This is a genomic window from Streptomyces sp. NPDC107522 (assembly GCF_055657525.1).
The window spans coordinates 78,164-100,169 of record NZ_JBVKAU010000016.1 but is presented as its reverse complement, the minus strand read 5'-3'; the positions used below and the strand labels follow the sequence as shown (position 1 = coordinate 100,169).

General features: G+C 71.3%; 19 protein-coding genes. 4 read left to right on the top strand and 15 right to left on the bottom strand.

Annotation, left to right across the window (positions count from 1 at the left end):
- The 10 genes from ACZ7L6_RS35035 to ACZ7L6_RS34990 all read right to left on the bottom strand — a co-directional run bounded on the left by ACZ7L6_RS35035 (position 1) and on the right by ACZ7L6_RS34990 (position 14,003).
- Positions 1-2,514 carry a serine/threonine-protein kinase gene (locus ACZ7L6_RS35035; RefSeq protein ID WP_471931048.1) on the bottom strand — a complete coding sequence of 838 codons (2,514 nt, stop codon included), beginning with the start codon at positions 2,512-2,514 and terminating at the stop codon, positions 1-3.
- A 25-nt stretch (positions 2,515-2,539) separates the two neighbouring features.
- On the bottom strand, positions 2,540-3,871 hold the full coding sequence (locus ACZ7L6_RS35030) for a zinc ribbon domain-containing protein (protein WP_471931046.1): 1,332 nt from the start codon (positions 3,869-3,871) through the stop codon (positions 2,540-2,542).
- Between the two features lie 90 nt (positions 3,872-3,961).
- Complete coding sequence (locus tag ACZ7L6_RS35025) at positions 3,962-5,110, bottom strand: glutamate ABC transporter substrate-binding protein (protein WP_471931044.1); 1,149 nt, start codon at positions 5,108-5,110, stop codon at positions 3,962-3,964.
- A 14-nt stretch (positions 5,111-5,124) separates the two neighbouring features.
- The gene (locus tag ACZ7L6_RS35020) at positions 5,125-6,597 is read right to left on the bottom strand and encodes a hypothetical protein (RefSeq protein WP_471931042.1); all 1,473 of its coding nucleotides are present in this window, start codon (positions 6,595-6,597) and stop codon (positions 5,125-5,127) included.
- Between the two features lie 578 nt (positions 6,598-7,175).
- Complete coding sequence (locus ACZ7L6_RS35015; protein WP_471931040.1) at positions 7,176-8,147, bottom strand: N-acetylglucosamine kinase; 972 nt, start codon at positions 8,145-8,147, stop codon at positions 7,176-7,178.
- Positions 8,138-9,403 carry a 6-phospho-beta-glucosidase gene (locus ACZ7L6_RS35010; protein ID WP_471931038.1) on the bottom strand — a complete coding sequence of 422 codons (1,266 nt, stop codon included), beginning with the start codon at positions 9,401-9,403 and terminating at the stop codon, positions 8,138-8,140. The genes ACZ7L6_RS35015 and ACZ7L6_RS35010 overlap by 10 nt, the downstream gene beginning before the upstream one ends.
- Before the next feature lie 90 nt (positions 9,404-9,493).
- Positions 9,494-10,384, bottom strand: a complete 891-nt coding sequence (locus ACZ7L6_RS35005; RefSeq protein WP_471931036.1) for a carbohydrate ABC transporter permease — start codon at positions 10,382-10,384, stop codon at positions 9,494-9,496.
- 3 nt (positions 10,385-10,387) lie between these two features.
- Positions 10,388-11,329, bottom strand: coding sequence for a carbohydrate ABC transporter permease (locus ACZ7L6_RS35000; RefSeq protein WP_471931034.1), 942 nt, complete (start codon positions 11,327-11,329; stop codon positions 10,388-10,390).
- A gap of 6 nt (positions 11,330-11,335) precedes the next feature.
- Positions 11,336-12,673 (bottom strand): ABC transporter substrate-binding protein, encoded by a 1,338-nt coding sequence (locus ACZ7L6_RS34995; protein WP_471931164.1) that lies wholly within the window; start codon positions 12,671-12,673, stop codon positions 11,336-11,338.
- A 118-nt stretch (positions 12,674-12,791) separates the two neighbouring features.
- Positions 12,792-14,003 carry an ROK family transcriptional regulator gene (locus ACZ7L6_RS34990; protein ID WP_471931032.1) on the bottom strand — a complete coding sequence of 404 codons (1,212 nt, stop codon included), beginning with the start codon at positions 14,001-14,003 and terminating at the stop codon, positions 12,792-12,794.
- A gap of 284 nt (positions 14,004-14,287) precedes the next feature.
- On the opposite strand from ACZ7L6_RS34990, the gene ACZ7L6_RS34985 reads away from it, so the two are divergent.
- Positions 14,288-14,548 (top strand): hypothetical protein, encoded by a 261-nt coding sequence (locus tag ACZ7L6_RS34985; protein WP_471931030.1) that lies wholly within the window; start codon positions 14,288-14,290, stop codon positions 14,546-14,548.
- A gap of 24 nt (positions 14,549-14,572) precedes the next feature.
- Here the strand turns inward: ACZ7L6_RS34985 and ACZ7L6_RS34980 are convergent, their stop codons facing one another.
- The gene (locus ACZ7L6_RS34980; RefSeq protein WP_471931028.1) at positions 14,573-15,667 is read right to left on the bottom strand and encodes a mechanosensitive ion channel family protein; all 1,095 of its coding nucleotides are present in this window, start codon (positions 15,665-15,667) and stop codon (positions 14,573-14,575) included.
- A gap of 317 nt (positions 15,668-15,984) precedes the next feature.
- Here ACZ7L6_RS34980 and ACZ7L6_RS34975 point away from each other — a divergent pair, with 317 nt between their 5' ends.
- A complete protein-coding gene (locus ACZ7L6_RS34975; RefSeq protein ID WP_109498769.1) occupies positions 15,985-16,521 on the top strand; it encodes an HNH endonuclease in 537 nt (178 codons plus the stop codon).
- A gap of 96 nt (positions 16,522-16,617) precedes the next feature.
- On the opposite strand, the gene ACZ7L6_RS34970 is transcribed toward ACZ7L6_RS34975, so the two are convergent.
- Genes ACZ7L6_RS34970 through ACZ7L6_RS34955 form a run of 4 tightly spaced genes read right to left on the bottom strand, consistent with a single transcriptional unit; the run spans position 16,618 to position 19,416 of the window.
- Positions 16,618-17,964, bottom strand: a complete 1,347-nt coding sequence (locus tag ACZ7L6_RS34970; protein ID WP_471931026.1) for an FtsX-like permease family protein — start codon at positions 17,962-17,964, stop codon at positions 16,618-16,620.
- Entirely contained in the window at positions 17,961-18,191 is a 231-nt protein-coding gene (locus ACZ7L6_RS34965; RefSeq protein WP_471931024.1) for a hypothetical protein, read from the bottom strand. Before ACZ7L6_RS34965 ends, ACZ7L6_RS34970 begins: the two co-directional genes overlap by 4 nt.
- Positions 18,188-18,886, bottom strand: a complete 699-nt coding sequence (locus tag ACZ7L6_RS34960; RefSeq protein WP_471931022.1) for an ABC transporter ATP-binding protein — start codon at positions 18,884-18,886, stop codon at positions 18,188-18,190. The genes ACZ7L6_RS34965 and ACZ7L6_RS34960 overlap by 4 nt, the downstream gene beginning before the upstream one ends.
- Positions 18,883-19,416: a PadR family transcriptional regulator gene (locus ACZ7L6_RS34955; RefSeq protein ID WP_471931020.1), complete on the bottom strand. Its 534-nt coding sequence runs from the start codon at positions 19,414-19,416 to the stop codon at positions 18,883-18,885. Before ACZ7L6_RS34955 ends, ACZ7L6_RS34960 begins: the two co-directional genes overlap by 4 nt.
- 238 nt (positions 19,417-19,654) lie before the next feature.
- Between ACZ7L6_RS34955 and ACZ7L6_RS34950 the strand changes: the two genes are divergently transcribed.
- The gene (locus ACZ7L6_RS34950; RefSeq protein WP_471931162.1) at positions 19,655-19,864 is read left to right on the top strand and encodes a hypothetical protein; all 210 of its coding nucleotides are present in this window, start codon (positions 19,655-19,657) and stop codon (positions 19,862-19,864) included.
- Positions 19,865-21,979, top strand: coding sequence for a 4-alpha-glucanotransferase (gene malQ / locus ACZ7L6_RS34945; RefSeq protein WP_471931018.1), 2,115 nt, complete (start codon positions 19,865-19,867; stop codon positions 21,977-21,979).
- The last annotated feature ends 27 nt before the right edge of the window (positions 21,980-22,006 follow it).

Genomic DNA, 22,006 nt, shown 5'->3' with positions numbered 1-22,006 from the left:
CTACACCCACGTCCGGGGGCGGTAACGGTTGGCACGTTCCACCAGGTCGATCCTCTCCTCGCCGCCCCGTGCGAGCCGGGCCAGCGTGCGGTACGAACGCTCCAGGCCGAAACGCAGTCCCCGCTCGTCCAGGCCGCTGCCGAGCAGCGTCCGTCCTCCGGCGGCTGGGGGAGGGGCGGAACCCTGGCCACCGGAGAGTATCCAGTCCAGCGCGCAACCGAGGACTTCCGCCGACAACTGCTCCCGGCGCGCCGGATCCAGACCGTACGCGTCCAGCGCCTCGACCTGGCCCGCGGCGGCGGTCAGGTCCTCCAGGAACGGTACGTCGGCGGCGACGGCCGTGCGGCCGCGCAGCCGGGCGCGGACGGCCGCGACGCGTGCGGCCGTGTAGTGAATGGAGCTCTCCGGAACCGACTCCAGCGTCCGTACGGCGCTGCGGCGGTCGCCGCTCGCCAGCTGGACGCGGGCGAGACCGAAGGCCGCGCTCACATAGCTCGGGTCCGTCGACCACACCAGGCGGTAGTACTCGGCGGCGTTGTCCAGCTGGCCCAGCACCTCCGCGCACAGGCCGAGGGCCAGCTTGGGGGCGGGCTCGCCGGGGAAGGCGTCGTAGATCGCGTCGAAGGCGAGCGCGGCGCCCTCGTGGTCGCCGGTGACGAGCGCGGCCACGCCGCGGTACCAGACGACCCGCCAGTCGTCGGGCCGCTCGTCCTCCAGCTTCAGCAGGGCCTCGTGCGCGGTGGCGGTGTCGCCGTTCTCCAGCCAGGCCCGCACCTGCCGCAGCCGCGTCTCGGTCGACGGCGCCGACGCGGCGGCGAGGGCGCCGAGCAGTTCGGCCGGCGCGGTGGTCATCAGGCCCGCGAGGAAACCGGCGTTGGGGTCGGAGGGGTCGACGTGGGGGACGGGGAGCGCCAGGGCGGCGGCGGGGGTGTTGACGCCCTTGACGATGCTCGCGGTGCCGACCTCGGGGGCAGGGGGGATGGCGGCAGAAGTGGCGAGCCCCTTCCGTGGACGCGCGATCCGCGCGCCCAGCCGCGACACCTCCCCGTTCAGCTGCGGGAACAGCTCGGTGTCCGTGACCCGCACCTCGGGCCCGAACAGCGTCGACAGCGACGGCCTCGCCCGCCCCGTCTGCAGCGAGACGACCTCGCGCAGGACGCCCGTCAGCTGCTCCGTCATCTCCTGCGCGGAGGCGAAGCGGCGGGCCGGGTCGGGGTCGGTGGCGCGGACCAGGAGGCGGTAAAAGGACTCGTACTGGCGGAAGACCTCGATGTGGTCGGGGTCGGGCAGGGAGTCGACGTAGACGTTCGTGTAGCCCTGGAAGTCGAAGGTGAGGACGGCGAGGGTGCGCGCGACCGTGTAGAGGTCGGACGCCACCGACGGGCCGACCTCCGCGACCTCCGGCGCCTGGTAGCCGACCGTGCCGTAGATGGCCGACTCGTCGTCGTCCATCCTGCGCACCGCGCCCATGTCTATCAGCTTGAGCTGGTCCTCGGTCTGGATGGCGTTGTCGACCTTGAAGTCGCAGTACAGCAGGTTCCGGCTGTGCAGGTGGCCGAGGGCCTCCAGCGCCTCGATGCCGTACGCGCACGCCTGCTCGACGGGGAGCGGGTCACGCTTCCCGGTGGGCGTACGGCGGCCGTTGGCGATCTCCTTCAGCGACTTGCCGCCCACGTACTCCATGACGATGTAGCCGTCGAGGGAGCCCGTGCGCTGGTCGAGGTGCTCGACGAAGTTGTAGATCCGCACGATGTTGGCGTGCTCGATCTCCGCGAGGAAGCGCCGCTCGGAGATCGCCGCCGCCATCGCGTCCTGGTCGCCGGTGTCCAGCAGGCCCTTGAGCACCACCCAGCGGTCGGAGACCGCGCGGTCCACGGCGAGGTAGATCCAGCCCAGGCCGCCGTGTGCGAGGCAGCCCACCACCTCGTACTGACCGTGCACGATGTCGCCGGCCTTCAGCTTCGGCACGAAGGAGTACGGGTGCCCGCACTTGGTGCAGAAGCCCTCCGTACGGCCCGGCCGCTCACCGCGTGCCCGGCCCACCGGCGCCCCGCAGTCCGAGCGGGAGCAGAACCGCTTGCGCTCCGGCACCTCGGGGTTCTCCAGCACCATCGCGCGCGGGTCGGGGCGCGGCACGTCCGGGACCTGGACCAGTCCGGCGCCCAGTCGGCCGCGGCCGCTGGAGCCGGCGGTGGAGCCGGAGCTGCGCACCGACACCGAGCGGCCCGAGGAACGGCCCGACAGGGAGCGGGAGAGCCGTCCCGACACCGAGCGCCGGGACTTCGACGACTGCGACGACGTACGGGAACTGCCGCGGCTCGTGGAGCGGGAGCTGCCGCTTCCCGCCGAGCCCTTGCCTCCGCCGGTCACCCCCGTGGGCGGTGAACCGACCGTCCCGGTCGCCGAGACGACCGGGGCGAGGCCGCAGGTGTCGCAGTACAGCTCGCCGCCGCCCACGTCCTCGTACGTCCCGCCGCAGTCCGGCCGCTGGCAGCTCTGCTGTGCCTGACTCATGACGACGACTCCCCCCTGTCCTCCCTCATGCTCCCGGCCCCCTGCGGTCCTCGGGCCCCCGCGGACCCGGCACGCGCGGGCTGCCGAGCAGTTCGGCGGCCGCCTGCTGGTAGCGCAGGACGGCCTGTTCTGCGACGCGCAGGTCGCAGGGCGCGCTCCACAGCATGCGGCGGGCCGCGTCGTACCGCTCGATGAGCAGCGGGTCCTCCGCGAGTCCGTGCCGGGCGACCTTCGCCTTGTACGCGTCGAGGCGGCCGCGCAGCTCGGCGCGGACCGCCAGGGGCGCGGTGACCGCGGTCAACGACTCGCGGGCGCGCAGCAGTTCGTCCTCCGCCTTCTGCTCCAGGGACTCCAGGAGCGGGGACAGGCGGTGCCACTGGGCCTGTCTGCGGTACTCGGCGGCCGTCGCCAGCTGCTCCTGCAGCGCGGTCGGCGGGCCGCTGACGACCGGCACCTCCGTGGCGGCGATCTTCGCCAGCACCTCGCCACGCGCGGTACGGGCCTCGGCGAGCGTGCGGTCCGCGCGGGAGAGCACGTCGCGCAGCTTGACCAGGCGCTGCTCGGCGTCCTGACGGACCGTCAGCACTGCGTCGATCTCCCGGCGTACGTCCTCCAGGGCGCGCGCCTCCCGGTCGTAGACCGTGGTGTCCGGCTTGCCGCCGCCGGGCGCCGAACTTCCCGGCGTGGGAATCCAGTAGGCGAGCGGGTCGGACACCACCTCCGCGCGCAGCTTGGTGAGCGTGCGTGTGATGCGCTCCAGGTCGTCGCCCGCCGGGTGCTCGCCGGGGCGTACGCCGACGGAGTGCGCGAGCCGGCGGGTGCGCTGGAGTTCCGCGGCGAGTAAATCGATACGGGCGGGCAGCGCCGACCAGACCGCGTCGGCGGCGACGACCATGTCCAGGCTCGTCGCGTAGAGCTCGTTCATCCGGTCCACCAGCGTGGTCAGGGTGAACTGTTCGCTGAGCTTGCCAGAACCGCCGTGCAGGGTCGGGGCGTTGGCCGTGGCCGTGGCGCTCCCGGCCACCGTCACGGATTCGCCGCGCAGCAGCTCCGTCAGCTCCACCAGGTCGTCGCGGCTGGACCAGCGGCGGCGGGCGCGGATCTCGCGGGCGGCGCGCAACGCGTCCGTGTACGCGTCGAAGTACGCCCACAGCAGCGTGATCGACGCCTCCGTGGTCGTCCAGCGTTCCTTGGTGATGCCCGTGAGCTCGGCGCCCTCGAGAAGTCTGCGGCCCGCGTGGTCCTGCAGGGCGAGGAGCGAGGTCTCGATCGCCTCGTGCTCCGCGCCGAGCCGCGCCAGCGCACGGTCCACCTCGTCCCGGTCCATCACCGGCCCGGCGGGGTCCGTGACGCCCATCGATCACCTCTCGCTGCTGTTGTGGTCCGTCGGTTCTGTCTGTCGGTTCTGTCCGTCGGTTCCGGTTGTGCGTCCGTCAGTTGACGGTCGTCACTTGTACTGTGCTTCGGGAGGAGTCGCCGACGCCGACTTCTTGTCGCCCTGGTCCATGGTCGGGTGGAGCCACTTCTCGTACGACGCCTCCCAGCCGCCGTCCTTGATGTAGTTCTCCAGAGTCCGGTTGACCTGGCGTACCAGATCGTCGGAGCCCAGCTTCATCGCCACGCCGTAGTACTCGTCGGTGAACAGGCCGCCCTTGAGCTGCACTGTGGGGTCCTGCGCGGCCTGACTCGCGGCGAGCGCGCCGTCGGTCACGACCGCGTCGACCTCGCCGAGCTGCAACTTCACCAGGCAGTCGAGCTGGTTGGGGACGGTGGTCCCGATGTCGGTGGAGGCGGGCAGGTCGCGGTTCTTCTTGCCCGCTTCGAGGTTGTCGTACGCCGTGGATCCCGTTGCCGAGCAGATCCGCTTGCCGGCGAGCGTGTCGTTGTAGCCCGTGATCGTCGAGGTCTTGGGCGCCAGGACCTGCTGGCCGGTCACGAAGTAGGGCGCGGAGAAGGCGACTTTGCCGACGCGGTCGCAGTTGATCGTCATGGTGCGGACCACCATGTCGACCTCGCCCTTCTGGATCGCCTCGATACGGCGGCTGGTCGGGATGGCCTTGAACTGCACCGCGTCGCGGTCGCCGAGGATGTCCTGGGCGATCCGGTGGACCAGGTCGATGTCGAACCCCTCCAGCTCACCGGCCGGGTTGTTCGGGTCGAGGTAGCCCCAGCGGTAGCTGTTGGTGTCGACGCCGACGATCAGACGGCGGTCCTTGCGGGCCTTGATGGCGTCGAGGACCGGGGTCTCGCCGTTGCCGCCGGACGGCGACAGGCTCTGGTCCTGCGGGTCCTTGCAGTCCTCGACCTTCACCTGGCTGCCGTGGGCGACGCCCTGGGCTCCGGTGGCCGTACCGTCGTTGCCGCCGTGCGACTGCGACAGGGGCAGCAGGAGAACGAAGGTCACCGCCAGGGCGCAGACGAGCGCCATCGCGCCCACACCGCCCCAGCCCCGCAGGCCGGCCCTCAGCCGCCGCCACGGGCCGGCTGTGCCACCACTGGCCCGGAGGCGGATCGAGTCGTCGCGTGCGCTCGTCGTCGTACCGTGTGCGTCTGGCGTCGTGCCGCTTGCGTCCGGCGTGGTGCCGCGTTCGTTCATCGTCGTGCCTCCTCTCACCGGTATTCCGACAGCCTGCGGCCGATGCCGAGGATCGCGCCGGTCGCGCCCAGGACCGCGAGGACCGCGGCGCCGGTCGGGAGGCCGGTCAGCGAGTCACGGCCGTCGCTCGCGGCCTGCTTGAACTCGGTCTGCTCGTGCTCGAGCGCAGTCGCCAGGGCCTTGTCGACATTGTCGAAGCACACGCTCGTCGGCTCCTTCGCGGCGCCGATGACGCGGTCGCGCGCAGCCTGGTAGTTGCCCTTCTCATTGTCGACGCGGGCGAGGCCATGGCGGTCCTTCCAGACCTTCATGAAGCCGTTCGCGTCCTGGACGGGCTTCTTCCCGGCCGTGTCGTCGGCGAGGCCGTCGGCCCGGGCGAGCGCCTTGCGGAGCTGGTCGATCTGCTGGTCGTAGCCCCACTCGTACGCGTCCACGACCTTGCCGTCGTCGAGTGTCCTGGAGTCGGCGCCGCGGCGCACCAGGGTGAGGTTCTCGTCGCTGCGGGCGGTCAGGGAGGCGATGCGGGCCTCGTGCAGCACGTTCAGGGAGCGGACTCCGTGGTCGTAGGAGTCGTTCAGGCCCGCGCGTGCCACGGTGTGGCTCACGGCGAGCCAGAGCAGGACCACGGTGGAGGCGGCGGTCGCGGTGACGAGGCCGTGGTTGAGGACCCTGTTGGTGCGCTGGTAGTTGCGGCGCTGGGCCCAGGCGAGGGCGGCCAGGGCGAGGATGCCGAGGCCTGCCGCCGCCCACGGGAAGGACTTTGCGTCCGCGTAGTCGTCGCGCAGGCGCTGGTTCTCCGTCTCGTAGAGCTTCTCGGCGGCCGGCAGCATCTTCTGCTGCATCATCTCGTTCGCGGTGCGCAGGTAGGCGCCGCCCACGGGGTAGCCCTGGCGGTTGTTGGCCCTCGCCGTTTCGACCAGGCCCTTGTACTCCGGCAGGAGCCTGCTGAGTTCGGCGATCGTGTTCGCCGAGGTGGAGCCCGGTTCGGAGTTGGCGGCGGCCTTGACGAGTTTTTCGGCGGCCGTGCGGATGTCCTTTTCGTAGCCCTCGCGCATGGCGGGCTTCTCCTGCAGGCCGGCGAGGTAGCCGCTGGCCGCCGCGGTGTTGGCGTCCGCCAGGGAGCGGTAGATGTCGGCCGCGTCGGAGCTGAGGGGCTGGCTGCGGTTGAGGACGTCGTCGGCTGCTGTGGCCCGGTCGGTCATCTGCCAGGCGGCCACGGCGCCGAAGGCGATGACGAGGGCGGCGAGGAGGGCGCCGATGATGCGCAGGCGGCCGGGTTCGGTGGTGGCGGCTGCGCGGAGTTGGTCGAAGCCCTCGGCGAAGGCGGTGCGGCGTGCCTCCGGCGGTTGGGCAGGGGGGACGGGCTGGTTGGCGCCGGTGTGCTGTTCGGGCGGGCCCGGCTGCGGGGGTACGGACGGCATGGTGGGTGTGCCGGGTGCCGGGCTGTGTCCCGGTGGTGGTGCGCTGCTCTGCGGCGTCTGTGTCACTGTTGACCTCCCCCATGGTCATCCGTCGACGCAAGTATCGCTGCCGGGACTGACATCCGCACCGGCCTTCACTGGATCTTGATCGGATCGCAGCGCGGACCGGAGCCTCCGGCATACCTGAACACGCCCCGCACGTCCCCCTGCCCATGAATACGCCGGGGGAATCGGTTCGGTTCCAGGATCGGGGGGCCGGTCTGGTGGGTGCTGTGCGGTTGGGTGGGGGCGTGCGTTGATGCCTGCGGCGCCTGTGCGGGTTCGGTGGGGGTGCGCGTAGCGCCTGCGGTCCGGTGGGTGGGTCGGGGCCGTGCCGGGGGGGTGTCCGTCCTCGGACCGGCGGTTGGGCTCAGGCCGGGAGGTGCTGCGTGTTGACGCCGGCCGCTGCGGGCGGACACCCCCCGGCACGTCCCCTTCCCGCCGTGGGCGACTGCGGGCGCGTGGGGCCACGGGCCAGCATGCCCACTTGGCGGCGGGCAGTCGTGCCGCTGGGCGGCTCCCGACCCACAGAGGCGGCACCCCGCCGGCGCGGGCGAGCGCACCCACCCCCGCCCAGCCCCACGCCGGGTACGCCGCAAACCGGCCTACGGCTCGAAGTGCTGCCGGAGTCGGGTGTGGACCTCCGTGGGTGCCCCCACCGCGTCCAGGCCCAGCAGCGCCGCGCCGAGTACCGGACTCGCTGTGACGACCTTCGGTACGGCCTTGGGGGCGCGGGATGTGAGGAGGGAATTGATTCCGTCGATCAGTTGGGGGTGGCGTGCCGCGAGTACGCCCCCGCCCAGCAGCACCGGCGTCTCCTCCTCCAGCAGGTCGAGGCGGGTCAGTGCCACCGTGGCCATGGTCACCACCTCGTCGGCCAGGCGGTCCACGACCGCGCGGGCCACGGGGTCGCCGTCGGCCGCCGTGGCGAACAGCACCGGCGTCAGCTCGTGGCGGCGGGCGGGTGGGATGGCCTCCAGGTGCAGGGCCTCGATGAGGGCGTACATGGTGGGGAGGCCGAAGTGGGCGGGGAGGGTGCGCGCGAGCGACGTCCGGGTGCCGCGGCCGTCCTCCGCGCGGGCCGCGTGCCACAGGGCCTCCTCCGACAGGCCCCAACCGCCGCCCCAGTCCCCGGAGATACGGCCCAGCGCGGGGAAGCGGGCCGTACGGCCGTCGGGGCGCATGCCCACGCAGTTGATGCCGGCGCCGCAGACCACGGCGACCCCGCGCGGTTCGGTGACCCCGGCCCGCAGGATGGCGAAGGTGTCGTTGCGGACGGCGACGTCCGTGCCCCACGCGCGGGCGTGCAGGGCGCTCGCCAGCCGCTCCTCCTCCACGGGGAAGTCGGCGTTCGCGAGGCAGGCCGAGACGTGGTCGACCGAGGTCACGCCGGCGGCGGTGAAGGCCCGTTCCACCGTCTCGGCCAGCTTGTCCACCGCCGCCTCGACTCCCACCACGGGCGGCCGGAACTCGCCGCCGCGCGCCGTGGCGAGGACGCTTCCGTCCGCCGCCACGACCGCGACGTCGGTCTTGCTGTTGCCCGCGTCGACGGCGAGGACACGTGCGGTCATGCCCACGCGAGATGCTCCTGGTTGTGTGCGATCAACTGGTCGGTGAGGGCGTCGGCGTACGCGTACTGGCCGACGAGGGGGTGCGCGAGCAGCGCCCTGAACACCCGGTCGCGGCCGCCGCGCAGCGCGGCGTCCAAGGCCAGGTCCTCGTACGCCGTGACGGCGGCCATCAGGCCTGCGTACAGGGGGTCCAGGGCGGGAACCGGCAGGGGGGCCGGGCCGGTCGGTGTCACTGCTGCCTGTACTTCGATCACCGCGTCGTCCGGGAGGAAGGGCAGCGTGCCGTTGTTGTGGGTGTTGACTACTTGGTGCGGGCTGCCTGTTCCGGCCAGTAGGCCGGCTGCCAGATCCACCGCTGCTTCCGAGTAGTACGCGCCGCCTCTCTTGGAGAGCAGTTCCGGCTTCTCGTCGAGGGCCGGGTCGGCGTAGAGGGTCAGCAACTTTCTTTCCATTTCGGCCACTTCCGCGGCGCGGGACGGTTTGGTCCGCAGTTCCTTCACCACCTCGTCGTGGGCGTAGTAGTAGCGCAGGTAGTACGACGGGACCACGCCCAGGCGGTCCAGGAGGGGGCGGGGGAGGTGCAGGTCCGCGGCGATCGTGTCGCCGTGGGTGGAGAGGAGCTTCGGGAGGGTGTCCTCTCCCTCGGGGCCGCCGAGGCGTACTCCTGTCTCCCAGGTGAGGTGGTTGAGGCCCACGTGGTCGAGGTGGACGTCGGAGGGGGGCACGCCGAGCATCGCCGCGAACTTGCGCTGGAAGCCGATCGCCACGTTGCACAGGCCGACCGCCCTGTGGCCTTCCTGGAGCAGGGCGCGGGTCACGATGCCGACCGGGTTGGTGAAGTCGATGATCCAGGCCGTGGGGTTGGCGCGGCGGACGCGGTCCGCGATGTCCAGGACCACGGGGACCGTGCGCAGTGCCTTCGCCAGGCCGCCGGCGCCTGTTGTCTCCTGGCCCACGCAGCCGCATTCCAGGGGCCAGGTCTCGTCCTGCTCGCGGGCCGCCTGACCGCCCACGCGGAGCTGGAGGAGGACCGCGTCGGCGCCCTCCACTGCCGCGTCCAGGTCTGTTGTGGTGGTGATGGTGCCGGTGTGGCCATGGCGGGCGAAGATACGGCGGGCCAGGGCGCCGATCAGTTCCAGGCGGTCCGTCGCCGGGTCCATCAGGACCAGTTCCTCCAGGGGGAGGGTGTCCCGGAGGCGGGCGAAGCCGTCGATGAGTTCGGGGGTGTAGGTCGAGCCTCCGCCGACCACGGTGAGTTTCACTGGGAAGTGCCTCGCCTTCGGGCGCCGGGGACGGTGATCATCGGCCGGGGGTCCGGGGGTTGGCCCCCGGGGAGATGCAGCACAGGTGGTTCAACCCTTTACTCCGGTGAGCGTGACGCCCTCGACGAACGCCTTCTGCGCGAAGAAGAACACGAGGATCACGGGGGCCATGACCAGTACGGTCGCGGCCATGGTCAGGTTCCAGTCGGTGTGGTGTGCTCCCTTGAACGACTCCAGGCCGTAGGAGAGCGTCCAGGCGCCCGGGTTCTCGGACGCGTAGATCTGGGGGCCGAAGTAGTCGTTCCACGCGTAGAAGAACTGGAAGAGCGCCACCGCGGCTATTCCCGGTTTCGCCATGGGGAGGACGACTCGGACGAGCGTGCGGAGTTCGCCGCAGCCGTCCACCCTTGCCGCGTCCAGGTATTCGTTCGGGATCGTCATGAGGAACTGGCGCAGCAGGAAGATCGAGAAGGCGTCGCCGAACGCCATCGGGATGATCAGGGGCCAGAGGGTGCCCGAGAGGTCCAGTTGCTTCGCCCAGAACAGGTACATCGGGATGATGACCACCTGCGGCGGCAGCATCATCATCGAGATCACCAGCATCAGGGACAGGTTCCGGCCGCGGAAGCGGAACTTGGCGAGCGCGTACGCCACAGGGATGGATGACACGACGGTGAGGACCGTGCCCAGGCCGGCGTAGATCAGCGTGTTCTTCCACCAGGTCAGGAAGCCGGGGGTGTCGAAGACCTTGGTGTAGTTGCCCCACTCCCAGGTGTCGGGTACCAGGTCGCGGGTGAGCGCCTGCTGGTCGCTCATCAGCGAGGTCAGGACGACGAACACGAAGGGGAGAGTGAAGAAGAGGGCGGCCGCGACGCCGAGGGAGTGGATCGCTATCCATTCCAGGAGCGCCTTGCGGCGGGCTGTGCGCTCGGCGACTGTTGGGTTTCCCAACTGAACTGGCTTGTCGAGCACTTGGGTCATGGGTCAGTCACCTGCCTGGATCAGTCCGCCCCGGCGCCGCATCAGCAGCGCGGTGAACGCCATGGCCAGGGCGAACAGTACGAGTGCGACCACGCAGGCGGAGCCGTAGTCGAAGCGCTGGAAGCCGAGGTTGTAGACGAGCTGGGGGAGGGTCAGCGTGGACTTGTCCGGGTAGCCGGGTTCGAACTGCTGGCCGGAGCCGCCGATGATGCCGGAGGCGACCTTTCCGGCCACCAGCGGCTGGGTGTAGTACTGCATCGTCTGGATCACGCCCGTGACGACGGCGAACATCACGATCGGCGAGATGTTCGGCAGGGTGACGTAACGGAACCGCTGCCAGGCCGACGTGCCGTCCAGCTCCGCGGCCTCGTACTGCTCCTTCGGTACGTCGAGCAGCGCGGCCATGAAGATGACCATCAGGTCACCCACGCCCCACAGGGCGAGTGCGGTGAGGGCCGGCTTGGACCAGCCGGGGTCCGTGAACCAGCCGGGGGTCGGCAGTCCCAGGCCGTCGAGGACCGAGTTGACCGGGCCGGTGCCGGGGTTGAGGAGGAAGACGAACGCCAGCGTCGCGGCGACCGGCGGGGCGAGGTACGGCAGGTAGAAGAGGGTGCGGAAGACGCCCGCGCCGGTCTTGATCTTCGTGATGAGCAGGCCGATGCCGAGGCCGAACACCACCCGGCAGGTCACCATCACCAGGACCAGCCAGAGGGTGTTGCGCAGGGCCGGCCAGAACAACGGGTAGTCGTTGAAGACGTACGACCAGTTGCCCAGGCCGCGGAAGACCGGGGTGCCGAAGCCGTCGTACTTCATCAGGGAGAAGTACACGGTGGACACGAGTGGGTAGGCGAAGAAGACGCCGAAGCCGATGAGCCACGGTGACAGGAAGGCCACCGTTCGAAGCGCCGACCTGCGGCGCTTCGCGCGGAGAGTGTGCGTGGACATCGGACGCTACTTCGCCTGCTCGATGTCGGTGTCGATCTGCCGGGCGGTCTTCTCGAGACCTGCCTTGAGGTCCTTCACCTTGCCGGACTCGTACTGGTAGCCGAAGTCCTGGAGCGTCGTCTGGTACGTGGATCCGTTGACGGAGGCCGGCGGGGTGTTCGAGTGCGGGTTCTGGGCGATGTCCAGGAACGTCTTGAAGCCGGGGTCCACCTTCAGGTCGGGCGACTTCAGGGCCGCGAACGTGGACGGCACGTTGTGGATGGCGTTGGCGAAGGAGACGACGGCCTCGGTGTCGGTCGTCAGGTACTTCACCAGTTCCCAGGCCGCGTTCTGCTTCTCGCTCTGCGGAGCGATGCCGATGATCGTGCCGGAGAGGAAGCCCTTGCCGTACTCGTCCACCTCGTCGTCGGCGACGGGCATGGGGGCGGTGCCGATCTCGAAGTCGACGCCCGCGTCCTTCGCCATGCCCAGGCGCCACTCGCCGTCGAGCTGCATGGCCACCTGGCCGGTGTGGAAGGGGTGCTTGGCGCCCCATTCGTCGCCGAAGGTGTTGCGGTACTTCTCCAGCTTCGCGAAGCCGCCGAGGTCGTCGATGAGCTTCTTCTGGTACGTGAACATCTCGGCGAATGCCGGGTCCTCGGCGATGCTGGACTTGCCGTCGGCGTCGAAGTAGGCGTGGTCCCACTGGGACATGTAGTGGTCGACGACCGTCTCGTAGCCGTGGTACGTCGGCATGAAACCGAGCTGCCGGTAACTGTCACCCTTGCTTACAGTCAGCTTCTTCGCGACCTTCGCGAACTCCGACCAGGTCTTCGGCGGGGACTTGATACCGGCCTTCTCGAAGGCGTCCTTGTTGTAGTACAGGCCGTAGGCGTCGCCCAGCAGGGGCAGGGCGCAGCGGGTGCCCTCGAACTGGGTGTAGTCCAGCATCGGCTTAGGGATGAGCTTGTCGAGGTCCAGCTTCGACTTCTCGATGAAGGGCTTCAGGTCGAGGAAGGCGCCGGAGGAACAGAACTTGCCGATGTTGGAGGTGGTGAACGACGACACCACGTCCGGGCCGTTCGAACCGCCCGCGCGCAGCGCCTGGTTGAGCTTGTCGTCGTTGATGTTGCCGACGACCTTCACGGTGATGTTGGGGTGGGCCTTCTCGAAGCGGTCGACGTTCTCCTGGATCGCCTTCACCTCGGCGGGCGCGCTCCAGCCGTGCCAGAAGGTGATCGTCGTCCTGGCGTTGGGGTCGTCGTTGGCGCCTGTCTCCGACTGGCCGGTGCAGGCTGTGGCGAGGAGGGCCAGGGAGGCGGATGCGGCCAGCGCGGCGGCCGCCTTGCGGGGCGCTGAGGGTATGACTTTCCAGGACTTTCCGGGCATGGCAAGGTCTCCCAAGGGCGGGACAGGGATGGGTGAGGGAAGGCGGGGGGTGGGTCAGGGGGTGTGGTGTGCGTGCGTCAGCGGGGCCGGGCGGTCAGCGTGAGGTGTCGAAGACCTCGTCGCGTGTGGTCGCGAGCGCGCTCTCCAACGCGCCCCGCAGCACGGGGTGTTCACGGACGCCGCCGACGACGAGCCGGGGCCGGGACGCGGCCAGCTCCTCCAGCTCGTCCTGGACGAGGGCGCGCAGCACCTCGCCGCCGGAGGTGAGGGAGGCGCCGCTGAGGACGACGAGTTCGGGGTCGAGGACGGAGACCAGGGAGGCGAGACCGGTGGCCAGCCGGGTCGCGTAGGTCGTCAGGAGGAGCCGGTTCAGGACGGTGTCCTCCGCGGCGGCCCGCTGGACGAGTTCGGCGGCGGCCTCGGCGTACGGCCCCGACGGGATGTCCGTCATGCCGAGTTCGCGCGCGAGCTGGGGAATCGCCTGCGAACCGGCGAGTTCCTGGTAGCCGCCACTGTTGGCTTTGGTCACCTGCCGGACCAGCGGTGCCCCGGGAACCGGCAGGAAACCTACCTCGCCCGCGCCGCCCGTCCAGCCGCGGTGCAGGCGGCCGCCGAGGACCAGGGCGGCACCGAGGCCGCCCTCGTTCCACAGCAGCACGAAGTCCTCGTGGCCGCGGGCCGCGCCGAGCCGCTGCTCGGCCACCGCCACGAGGTTGACGTCGTTCTCGTACTCGACCGGCATCGGCAGTGCGGCCGCTAGTTCGTCGAGCAGTGCGGGGGTGTGCCAGCCGGGGAGGTGGGAGGCGTAGCGCAGCCGGCCCGTGTTGGGGTCGAAGGCGCCGGGGGTGCCGATGACGAGCCGGTGGACGTCGTCGCGGGCGAGGCCGGCCGCCTTCACCGCGCCGTCGAGGGCGTCGGTGACCTGCCGGACCACGGGGTGGGCGGGGCGTCTGCCGGGGGTGGGCAGTTCGTACGACCCCACCGTGCGGCCGGTGATGTCGGCGACGGCGGCGCGGATGCGTTCGGGGGTGACATCGAGCCCCGCGGCGTACGCGGCGGCCGGGTTGACCTCGTACAGCTGGGCGCCCGGGCCGGGTCGGCCCTCCGTCGTGCCGGTGGCCAGGACGAGGCCGGCGGCCTCCAGGCGGGCCAGCAGCTGGGAGGCGGTCGGCTTGGACAGGCCGGTGAGCTTGCCGATCCGCGTGCGGGACAGCGGGCCGTGCTCCAGGAGGAGGTCCAGGGCGGCACGGTCGTTCATGGCGCGCAGGACGCGCGGGGTGCCCGGCGTACCGGCGGTTCCTGCCATGGGTATCGACACCTGCCTTTCGGCTGACCAGCTTCTCAGCGATCTGCGAGGGAAGTCCATCCAGGATCGCGAGGGGGATCACTGTTAGGAAGGTTTCCTATCGGATGGCCAGAAAGTACGCCCCCCAGGAGGCCGCGTCAAGGGTGGTCTACACCAGCAATGCAGTCGTTACTTCTGGGCGCCGAGGTGCGGGCGGCGCGGCACACGAGAAGCCCGAACTGCGGCTCGTGGCCGGCCGTCAGTGTTCCCGCGAAGCCCTGACCGGTCGCCGCTAGGCTGCCCGGATGCCGCGTGATGGTCGCCGTTCGCTGCTTGCCCTCGCCTCGCTCGCCGTGATCGTCGCGGGCGGGTACTTCGTCTTCTGGGCGAAGCGGCCGGTGTCGCACGGCGAGTGTGTGGTCGCCTACTCCCGTATCTCCACCGCGGGCAGCCCCCGCCCGACGGAGCGTGAGCTGGCGGAGTTCGCCCGGCGGGCCTATGAGAAGGCCGTCGCCGACGGGCGGTGCGAGCGGCCCTGGCCGCGGTGGCGGGAGTGGGTCGACTGAGGGACGTGTGCGCTGCCCGCGCGCCTACTTGGTCACGCTGGGCGGCGTCAGCGGGGTGGCGTTCTGAGCCTGCGGGGAGGACGTGTTGGCATAGGCCGAGGGGGCCGCCACGGCCGCCGTCGGGTCGGGCGCGGGGGCGTCGTCCGCCGGGAGGGCGGGGCCGCCGACGATGGGGATGTCGGCCGCGTCGAAGGCGCGCTTGATGCGCCAGCGCAGTTCGCGCTCCACCGTCAGGGACTTGCCCGGCATGGTCTTCGCGGAGACGCGGACGACCATCGAGTCCAGCAGCACGCTGTCCAGGCCGAGGACCTCGATCGGGCCCCAGAGGAGCTCGTTCCAGGGCTCCTCCTTGCTCATCTTCTCGGCGACCTCGCCGATCGTGCGCTTCACCTTGTCCAGGTCCTCGGAGGAGCGGACCGTGACGTCCACGCCGGCCGTCGACCAGCCCTGCGAGAGGTTGCCGATGCGCTTGACCTCGCCGTTGCGGACGTACCAGATCTCGCCGTTGTCGCCGCGCAGCTTGGTCACGCGCAGGCCGACCTCGATGACCTCGCCGGAGGCGACGCCCGCGTCGATCGAGTCGCCGACGCCGTACTGGTCCTCCAGGATCATGAAGACGCCGGAGAGGAAGTCCGTCACCAGGTTGCGGGCACCGAAACCGATGGCCACGCCCGCGACACCGGCGGACGCCAGCAGCGGGGCCAGATTGATCTCGAAGGTGGCGAGGATCATCAGGGCCGCCGTGCCCATGATCAGGAAGCTCGCCACCGAGCGCAGAACCGACCCGATCGCCTGGGAGCGCTGCCGGCGGCGCTCGACATTGACCAGGAGACCGCCGAGGGCCGTGCCGTCCACCGCCTGAGCGGTGCGGTTCATCCGGTCTATGAGCTTGGTGATCGCCCGCCGCACGGCCACTCTCAGCACTGCCGCTATCACCAGGATCAGCAGCACCCTCAGGCCGATGGCGAGCCAGGTCGACCAGTTCTCCTCGAACCAGCTCGCGGCCTGGGTCGCGCTCTCCTGGGCGTCCTGGATCGAGGGAACCGCGGGAGTCGTCGTCTCCGAGGGGGACGGTGACGGGGTCGAACCGGCGGCCAGTAGGACGGCGGGCAAGGACACGGCAGGTACCTCCAGTGCAGCGGCCCGCCCCACCGGCAGATGGTCAAGGTCACGAAAAGGTCACCGGCGGGGCAGGTTCACCACACTATCGGGGCATCGTGTGTGGATCCGCGCCATGTTCGAGGGAGGAACGGTGCCCACCTGGGGATGAACTGGTGGGATGAACAGTTCGTCGTCCTGGGGATGAATCAGATGTGGTCGAAAACACTCCCAGCCCGTTACCGGGACATGGTGGCGCTTTCACCAGGCAAGAGGGGAGACTGACTACAGATCGTCCCGGCGCGAGCCACGCGCCGCCGACGCCCAAGGAGGCATCCGTGCCGCATGTCCTGGTCCTCAACGCGTCGTACGAGCCACTCGGCGTCGTACCGCTCCGCCGCGCGCTCGTCCTCGTCCTCGAGAACAAGGCCGTATGCCTCGAGGAGTCCGGCGCCTTCATGCACAGCGCAACCGTCACAGTCCCCGCACCCAGCGTGGTCCGGCTCAAGCGATTCGTCCGGGTTCCCTATCGGGGGCCCGTTCCTCTTACCCGGAGGGCGCTCTTCGCGCGCGACGGGGGCCGGTGCATGTACTGCGGTGGCGTCGCAACCAGCGTCGACCATGTCATTCCGCGCAGCCGCGGGGGCAAGCACGTCTGGGACAACGTGGTGGCGTCCTGCCGCCGCTGCAACCACGTGAAGGCCGACCGACATCTGTTCGAGATCGGCTGGCGGCTGCGCCACAAACCCGCTCCACCCACCGGTCTCGCCTGGCGCATCATCGGCACCGGGCATAGGGACCCGCGCTGGCTGCCCTACTTGCAGCCGTTCGGCGCGGATGATGCCTTGGCCCGGATCGACGGCATTTCCGCCTGACGATCCGGGCCTTCGCATACCTGGCGTGCGCCTGCGGCGCGTGCGCCGTGACCGGCCCCGGAGGTCCCCAGTGCCCCCGGGGCCGGACGGCTGCTCTCACACGTACCGCAGCTCCGCCGGCCGTACCGACCGCCGCAGCAACGGCAGGGACGTGGCCGCGGCCAGCAGGCAGGCGGCGTACACGGCCACCGGAACCAGCACCGGCAGCAGCGGCACGGGCCCGACGGCGTCGTCGATCATCCCGGCCCAGCCCACGTAGATCGCCGTGCCGCCCGCGCCCGCGAGCAGGACCGCCGGAGCCAGCGGCAGCGCGGTCTCCAGGAGCAGCGCCCGGCCGAGCACACTCTGCGGCACCCCGGCCGCGGCCTGCGCGGCCAGCCCCCGGCGCCGGGTGGCCAGCGACTCGGCGGTGCCCACCGCCAGGGCCGACAGGGTCAGCACCAGGGCGACGAGGATCGCGGCGCCGGAGAGGTCGAGGCCGGTGGTGTAGTACGACCGGTTCTCCGCGAGGTAGTCGGTGTGGTCCACCACGTGCAGCAGCACCTGACGGATGCCGGCGAACGCCGTACCCACGACCGTCACCAGCAGCACCGCGGCATGGGTGCGTGCCGTCGCCCACGGGTCGTCGCGCAGCCGTTCCGCCGCGATCAGCAGCGCCGGGCGCTGGGCGCGGGCCGCGAGCGCGATGCCCAGCCGCCGGGACGACCAGCCCGCCAGCCACACGGCCGAGACGCCGATCAGCAGACTCGTGGCGAACACCGTCAGCGGGGCGAGGGCGAACTCGAGGGGATTGGCGAAGTACGTGGTCAGAACCAGCCCCACAGCCAACACGGCCATCAGCACACACACCGCCAGGAACGCCCGCCCCGGTCCTCGCGTCGGACGCACCCGCCGTACCCAGCCCAGGGGCGAGGCCACCACCTGGCGCAGTGACACCGCGCTCACGGCCGCGCCCAGCACCGGGACGGCCAGGGCGACCAGGGCGATGCCGAGCCACGCCAGGGGCTCGGGGTGCTGCCACATGCGCAGCAGGAGGAGGACGGAGAAGACGGTGGCCACGGCCGAGCCGACCAGGCAGGCAAGACCCGCCTCCAGCGCCGCGATCCGCCGCACCTGGGCGGGCGTGGCCCCCGCGAGCCGCAGCGCGGCAAGGCGCCGGTCGCGGTGCACGGCTCCCACGCGCGCGCACTGCCCGAGAAACCCGAGCACCGGAACCAGCAGCAGCAACAACGCGATGATCACGCCCTGCCGGTCGCTGGACTGGTCGAGCAGTCCGGCGCCGACGGACACCGAGTACCGCCCTGCCATCGAGGCGATGGCGGCGACCGCCAGCCCGATGCCGGTCGCCAGCGCCGCCCCGATCGCGGTGAGCGTCACCCGCCACCACTCGCGCCGGTCGGACCCGCGGGTGAGCAGCCAGGCCAGCCGGAGGTCGGCCCTCATGCGATCACCTCCGGGTGGGTCGTGGTCGTGCGGGTGGAGTGCAGGCCGGCTCCCGTGGCGGGCGCCTTCGGGCAGGTCGTGGTCGTGCGGGCGGAGCGGAAGCCGGGGCTCGTGGCGGCCGCTCCCGGGCGCGTCACGGTCGTGCCGGTGGGCCGGACGCCGCGCCTCATGACGGTCGCCTCGGGCCGGGCGGCGATCCTCGCGGCGCCGTGGAGCTCGTTCCTCATGCCGCCACCTCCAGCGGTGTCACGGCCCCGTCGGCCAGCCGCACCTCGCGGTCCGCGTACGCCGCCACCTGCGCGTCGTGCGTGATCAGCAGCACCGCCGTGCCCGACTCGCGGGCCGCGTGCACCAGAGCCGTCATCGCCTGCTCGCTCGCCAGTGAGTCCAGCGCCCCGGTCGGTTCGTCGGCGAAGACGACCTTCGGGCCGGTGGTCAGAGCCCGGGCCAGCGCCACCCGCTGGGCCTGGCCGCCGCTCATCTCGCCGGGCCGCAGTCCCTCCTGCCCGCGCACCCCGAACCGCTCCAGCCACTCACCGGCCGCCGTCTGCGCCTCCTGGCGGCGGGCGCCCGCGAGCAGCAGCGGCAGCGCCACGTTGTCGAGGGCCGTCAGCTCGGGAATCAGCTGCCCGAACTGGAAGACCACGCCGAACTCCGTGCGCCGCAGCTCGCTCAGCCGCTTCTCGGCCAGCTGGTCGAGCCGCTGTCCGCCGTAGGTGACCGAGCCGCTGTCCGGGCGGACGATGCCGGCCAGACAGTGCAGCAGCGTGGACTTTCCGCTGCCGCTCGTGCCGGTGACGGCGAGGATCTCGCCGCCGTGCAGCTCGACGGAGGCGCCGCGCAGGGCCTCGGTTCTGCCGTGCGCCTTGACGAGGTCACGGGCCGCCAGCAGCGGCATCGTGGTTCCCCCCTTGTTGCTCATGCTGTGTCGACCTCCGCGGTCAGGGTGGTGAGCCGGGCCGCCGTGGTCGTCATCCAGCGGAGGTCGGCGTCGAGGTGGTTGAGGGCGTAGTCGGCCGAGAGCACCGTCGCGAGATCGGCGCCCGGCGCGGTCTTGACCGCCGTGAGCTCCCGCATCCGCTCCATGTGGGCGGCGCGCTGGGCCCGCAGATAGGCCTCCGGGTCGCCGCCGGACAGGATCGAGACGACGACCTTGGCGAAGATCTCGTTCGTCACGAACGGCGCGGGCGGCGCGATCTCCCCGGCCCACTTGGCCAGTTCCCGCGCCCCGTCCTGAGTGGAGCGGTACGTCGTCCGCTCCGGACCGCCGTCCGAGTCGGTGCCCTCGATCTCGGCCAGGCCGTCGCGGACCAGGCGCTGCAAGGTCGTGTAGACCTGCCCGTAGGCCAGCGGACGGGCCTGCGGGAAACGTTCGTCGTGGCGTCGCTTGAGGTCGTAGCCATGGCTCGGCCCTGCGGCGAGCAGCCCCAACAGGATGTGGCGGGTGCTCATGCCGATCATTATGTACTGAGTACATGTACTGAGTGAATAGTGGCCGGGGAGAAAGTCTTACGGCGGAACAGAGGGTGCGGAACAGAATGTGACGACAGGCACGTTGTTCCGTTCTGTACGTCTGCCTTCGCGCCCGCTGGGTAGGGCTGCGATAACCCGCTCGCCGTACTCGCAAAGGAGACCACCCGTGGCCACAGCATCGGTCCTGTTCAAACCTGAGGCGCCCATCGAGCCGGAGATGCACGACTGCGTCTTCAGCGCCGAGGGCGCCTGCGCCGAAGCCCCTCTCACCAGCGAACCGCCCCTGCCCGACGCCGAGCCGCTCACCAGCGAGCCGCCGCTCGCCGACGCCGCGCCGCTCACCAGTGAGGCGACCGCCTGGGACGCGGGTATGGACACCGGTATGGGTATGGACACCGGTATGGACATGGATTCCCCGAGGCCGTAGATGACAGCTCAGCGGCCGGCCGGCACCCCAGACCAGGAAATCCCCTCCGACGACCTGTCCCGGCTCGCCGAGCTGCACGGCGTCGCCACCTCCTACCAGCCGTCCGCGGACCGCACGGTCACGGCCTCCGCCACCGCACTCACGCTCGCCCTGGCCGCCCTCGACGTCGACACCGGCACGCCCGCCGCCGTCCGCGCCGCGCTCACCGCGCGGGAACGGCAGCTGCGCGAGCGGCTGCTGCCGCCGACGGTGGTGTGCTGGAGCGGTGCCGAGCCCGAGACGCAGGCCGCCCTGTCGTCGCTGCCGGCCGGTACCCGGCTGCACATCGAGACCGAACAGGGCGAGACCCGCGCCGCCGCCGGCCAACTCCCGCCCGGGGTCCACCGCTTGACGGCGACCGCACCCGACGGCCGTACCGCGACCAGTCACCTGGTCGTCGCCCCGCCCCGCCTGCCCACGCCCACCGGACGCTCGTACGGCCTCCTCGTCCAGCTCTACTCCCTCCTCTCCCGCCGCTCCTGGGGCATGGGCGACCTCGGCGACCTGGCCGAACTCGCCGCCTGGGCCGGCCGGGCGCTCGGCGCCGGATTCGTCCAGGTCAACCCGCTGCACGCGGCCGTACCCGGAGCGCCGACCGACCCTTCCCCCTACCGCCCGTCCTCCCGCCGCTTCCCCGACCCGGTGCACCTGCGGGTCGAGGACATCCCCGAATTCGCCTACGTCGAGGACCGTGAGCGCGTGCGGGGGCTGCTGGAGCGGGCCGGGCGGCTGCGGGAAGCGGTGCTGGAGAAGGGTGAGCTCATCGACCGGGACGCCGTGTGGGAGGCGAAGCGCGAGGCGCTGGAGCTGGTGCGCGAGGTGCCGCTCGGGCCGGGGCGCAGCGCCGCGTACGCCGACTTCCTCGCGCGGGAGGGGCAGGCGCTGGAGGACCACGCCACGTGGTGCGCGCTGGCCGAGGTGCACGGCTCGGACTGGCTCCGGTGGCCGGAGGGCCTGCGAGATCCACGCTCGCCCGAAACCGCCCGCGCGCGGGGCGAGTTGATGGACCGGGTCGACTTCCACTGCCGTCTCGCCTGGCTCACCGACACCCAGCTGACCGCCGCCCAGCGGGCCGCGCGGGAAGCGGGGATGCCGGTCGGGATCGTGCACGACCTCGCGGTCGGGGTGCACCCCGGGGGCGCGGATGCCTGGGCGCAGCAGGACTACTTCGCGGCCGGGATGTCGGTGGGCGCACCGCCGGACGCCTTCAACGCGCGCGGCCAGGACTGGGGGCTGCCGCCCTGGCGGCCGGACCGGCTGGCCGAGTCGGGATACGAGCCGTACCGGCGGTTGTTGCGGGCGCTGTTCCGTTACGCCGGCGCCCTGCGCATCGACCACGTCATGGGGCTGTTCCGGCTGTGGTGGGTGCCGCAGGGGCAGGCGCCGACGGAGGGGACGTACGTCCGTTACGACGCCGAGGCCATGCTCGCCGTCCTGGTGCTGGAGGCATCCCGGGCCGGGGCGGTGGTGATAGGGGAGGACCTCGGCACGGTGGAACCGGGCGTGCGCGAGACGCTGCGCTCGCGGGGCGTCCTCGGCACCTCGGTGCTGTGGTTCGAGCGGGACTGGGACGGGGACGGCCGTCCCCTGCCGCCGGAGTCCTGGCGCGCCGACTGCCTCGCCACCGCCACGACCCACGATCTGCCGCCCACAGCGGCCCGCCTCACCGGCGAACACGTCGAACTCCGCGACCGCCTCGGCCTCTTGACCCGGCCCTTGGAGCAGGAGCGGGCGGAGGCGGCGGCCGACACGGGCGAGTGGCTGGAGCTGCTGTCCCGGCTGGGGCTGCTGCGCGGCACGGGCGGCGGCCACGGCACCTCGGAGGAGGAGGCCGAGATCCAGGCGGTCCACCGCTTCCTGCTGCACACCCCGGCCCGCATGGTCGGCATCTGGCTCCCGGACGGCGTGGGCGACCGCCGGCCGCAGAACCTGCCCGGCACCTGGGACCAGTATCCGAACTGGCGGCTGCCGATCGCGGACGCGGACGGGAGGGCGGTGACGCTGGAGGAACTGGCGGCTTCGCCGCGGGTGCGGGCGCTGGTGGACGTGCTGCGGGGAAGCGCCGGTCAGCGATAACCAGCCCGTCCGGCGTTTGAGGACGAG

Bases quoted from the DNA above. Each gene is read 5' to 3' on its own strand.
- ACZ7L6_RS35035 (WP_471931048.1), bottom strand. From the start codon at position 2,514: ATGAGTCAGGCACAGCAGAGCTGCCAGCGGCCGGACTGCGGCGGGACG.
- ACZ7L6_RS34955 (WP_471931020.1), bottom strand. From the start codon at position 19,416: ATGAGCACCCGCCACATCCTGTTGGGGCTGCTCGCCGCAGGGCCGAGC.
- ACZ7L6_RS34970 (WP_471931026.1), bottom strand. From the start codon at position 17,964: ATGAGGGCCGACCTCCGGCTGGCCTGGCTGCTCACCCGCGGGTCCGAC.
- ACZ7L6_RS35000 (WP_471931034.1), bottom strand. From the start codon at position 11,329: ATGTCCACGCACACTCTCCGCGCGAAGCGCCGCAGGTCGGCGCTTCGA.
- ACZ7L6_RS34960 (WP_471931022.1), bottom strand. From the start codon at position 18,886: ATGAGCAACAAGGGGGGAACCACGATGCCGCTGCTGGCGGCCCGTGAC.
- ACZ7L6_RS34990 (WP_471931032.1), bottom strand. From the start codon at position 14,003: ATGGCAGGAACCGCCGGTACGCCGGGCACCCCGCGCGTCCTGCGCGCC.
- ACZ7L6_RS34950 (WP_471931162.1), top strand. From the start codon at position 19,655: ATGCACGACTGCGTCTTCAGCGCCGAGGGCGCCTGCGCCGAAGCCCCT.
- ACZ7L6_RS35030 (WP_471931046.1), bottom strand. From the start codon at position 3,871: ATGGGCGTCACGGACCCCGCCGGGCCGGTGATGGACCGGGACGAGGTG.
- ACZ7L6_RS35025 (WP_471931044.1), bottom strand. From the start codon at position 5,110: ATGAACGAACGCGGCACCACGCCGGACGCAAGCGGCACGACGCCAGAC.
- ACZ7L6_RS35005 (WP_471931036.1), bottom strand. From the start codon at position 10,384: ATGACCCAAGTGCTCGACAAGCCAGTTCAGTTGGGAAACCCAACAGTC.
- ACZ7L6_RS34985 (WP_471931030.1), top strand. From the start codon at position 14,288: ATGCCGCGTGATGGTCGCCGTTCGCTGCTTGCCCTCGCCTCGCTCGCC.
- malQ (WP_471931018.1), top strand. From the start codon at position 19,865: ATGACAGCTCAGCGGCCGGCCGGCACCCCAGACCAGGAAATCCCCTCC.
- ACZ7L6_RS34965 (WP_471931024.1), bottom strand. From the start codon at position 18,191: ATGAGGAACGAGCTCCACGGCGCCGCGAGGATCGCCGCCCGGCCCGAG.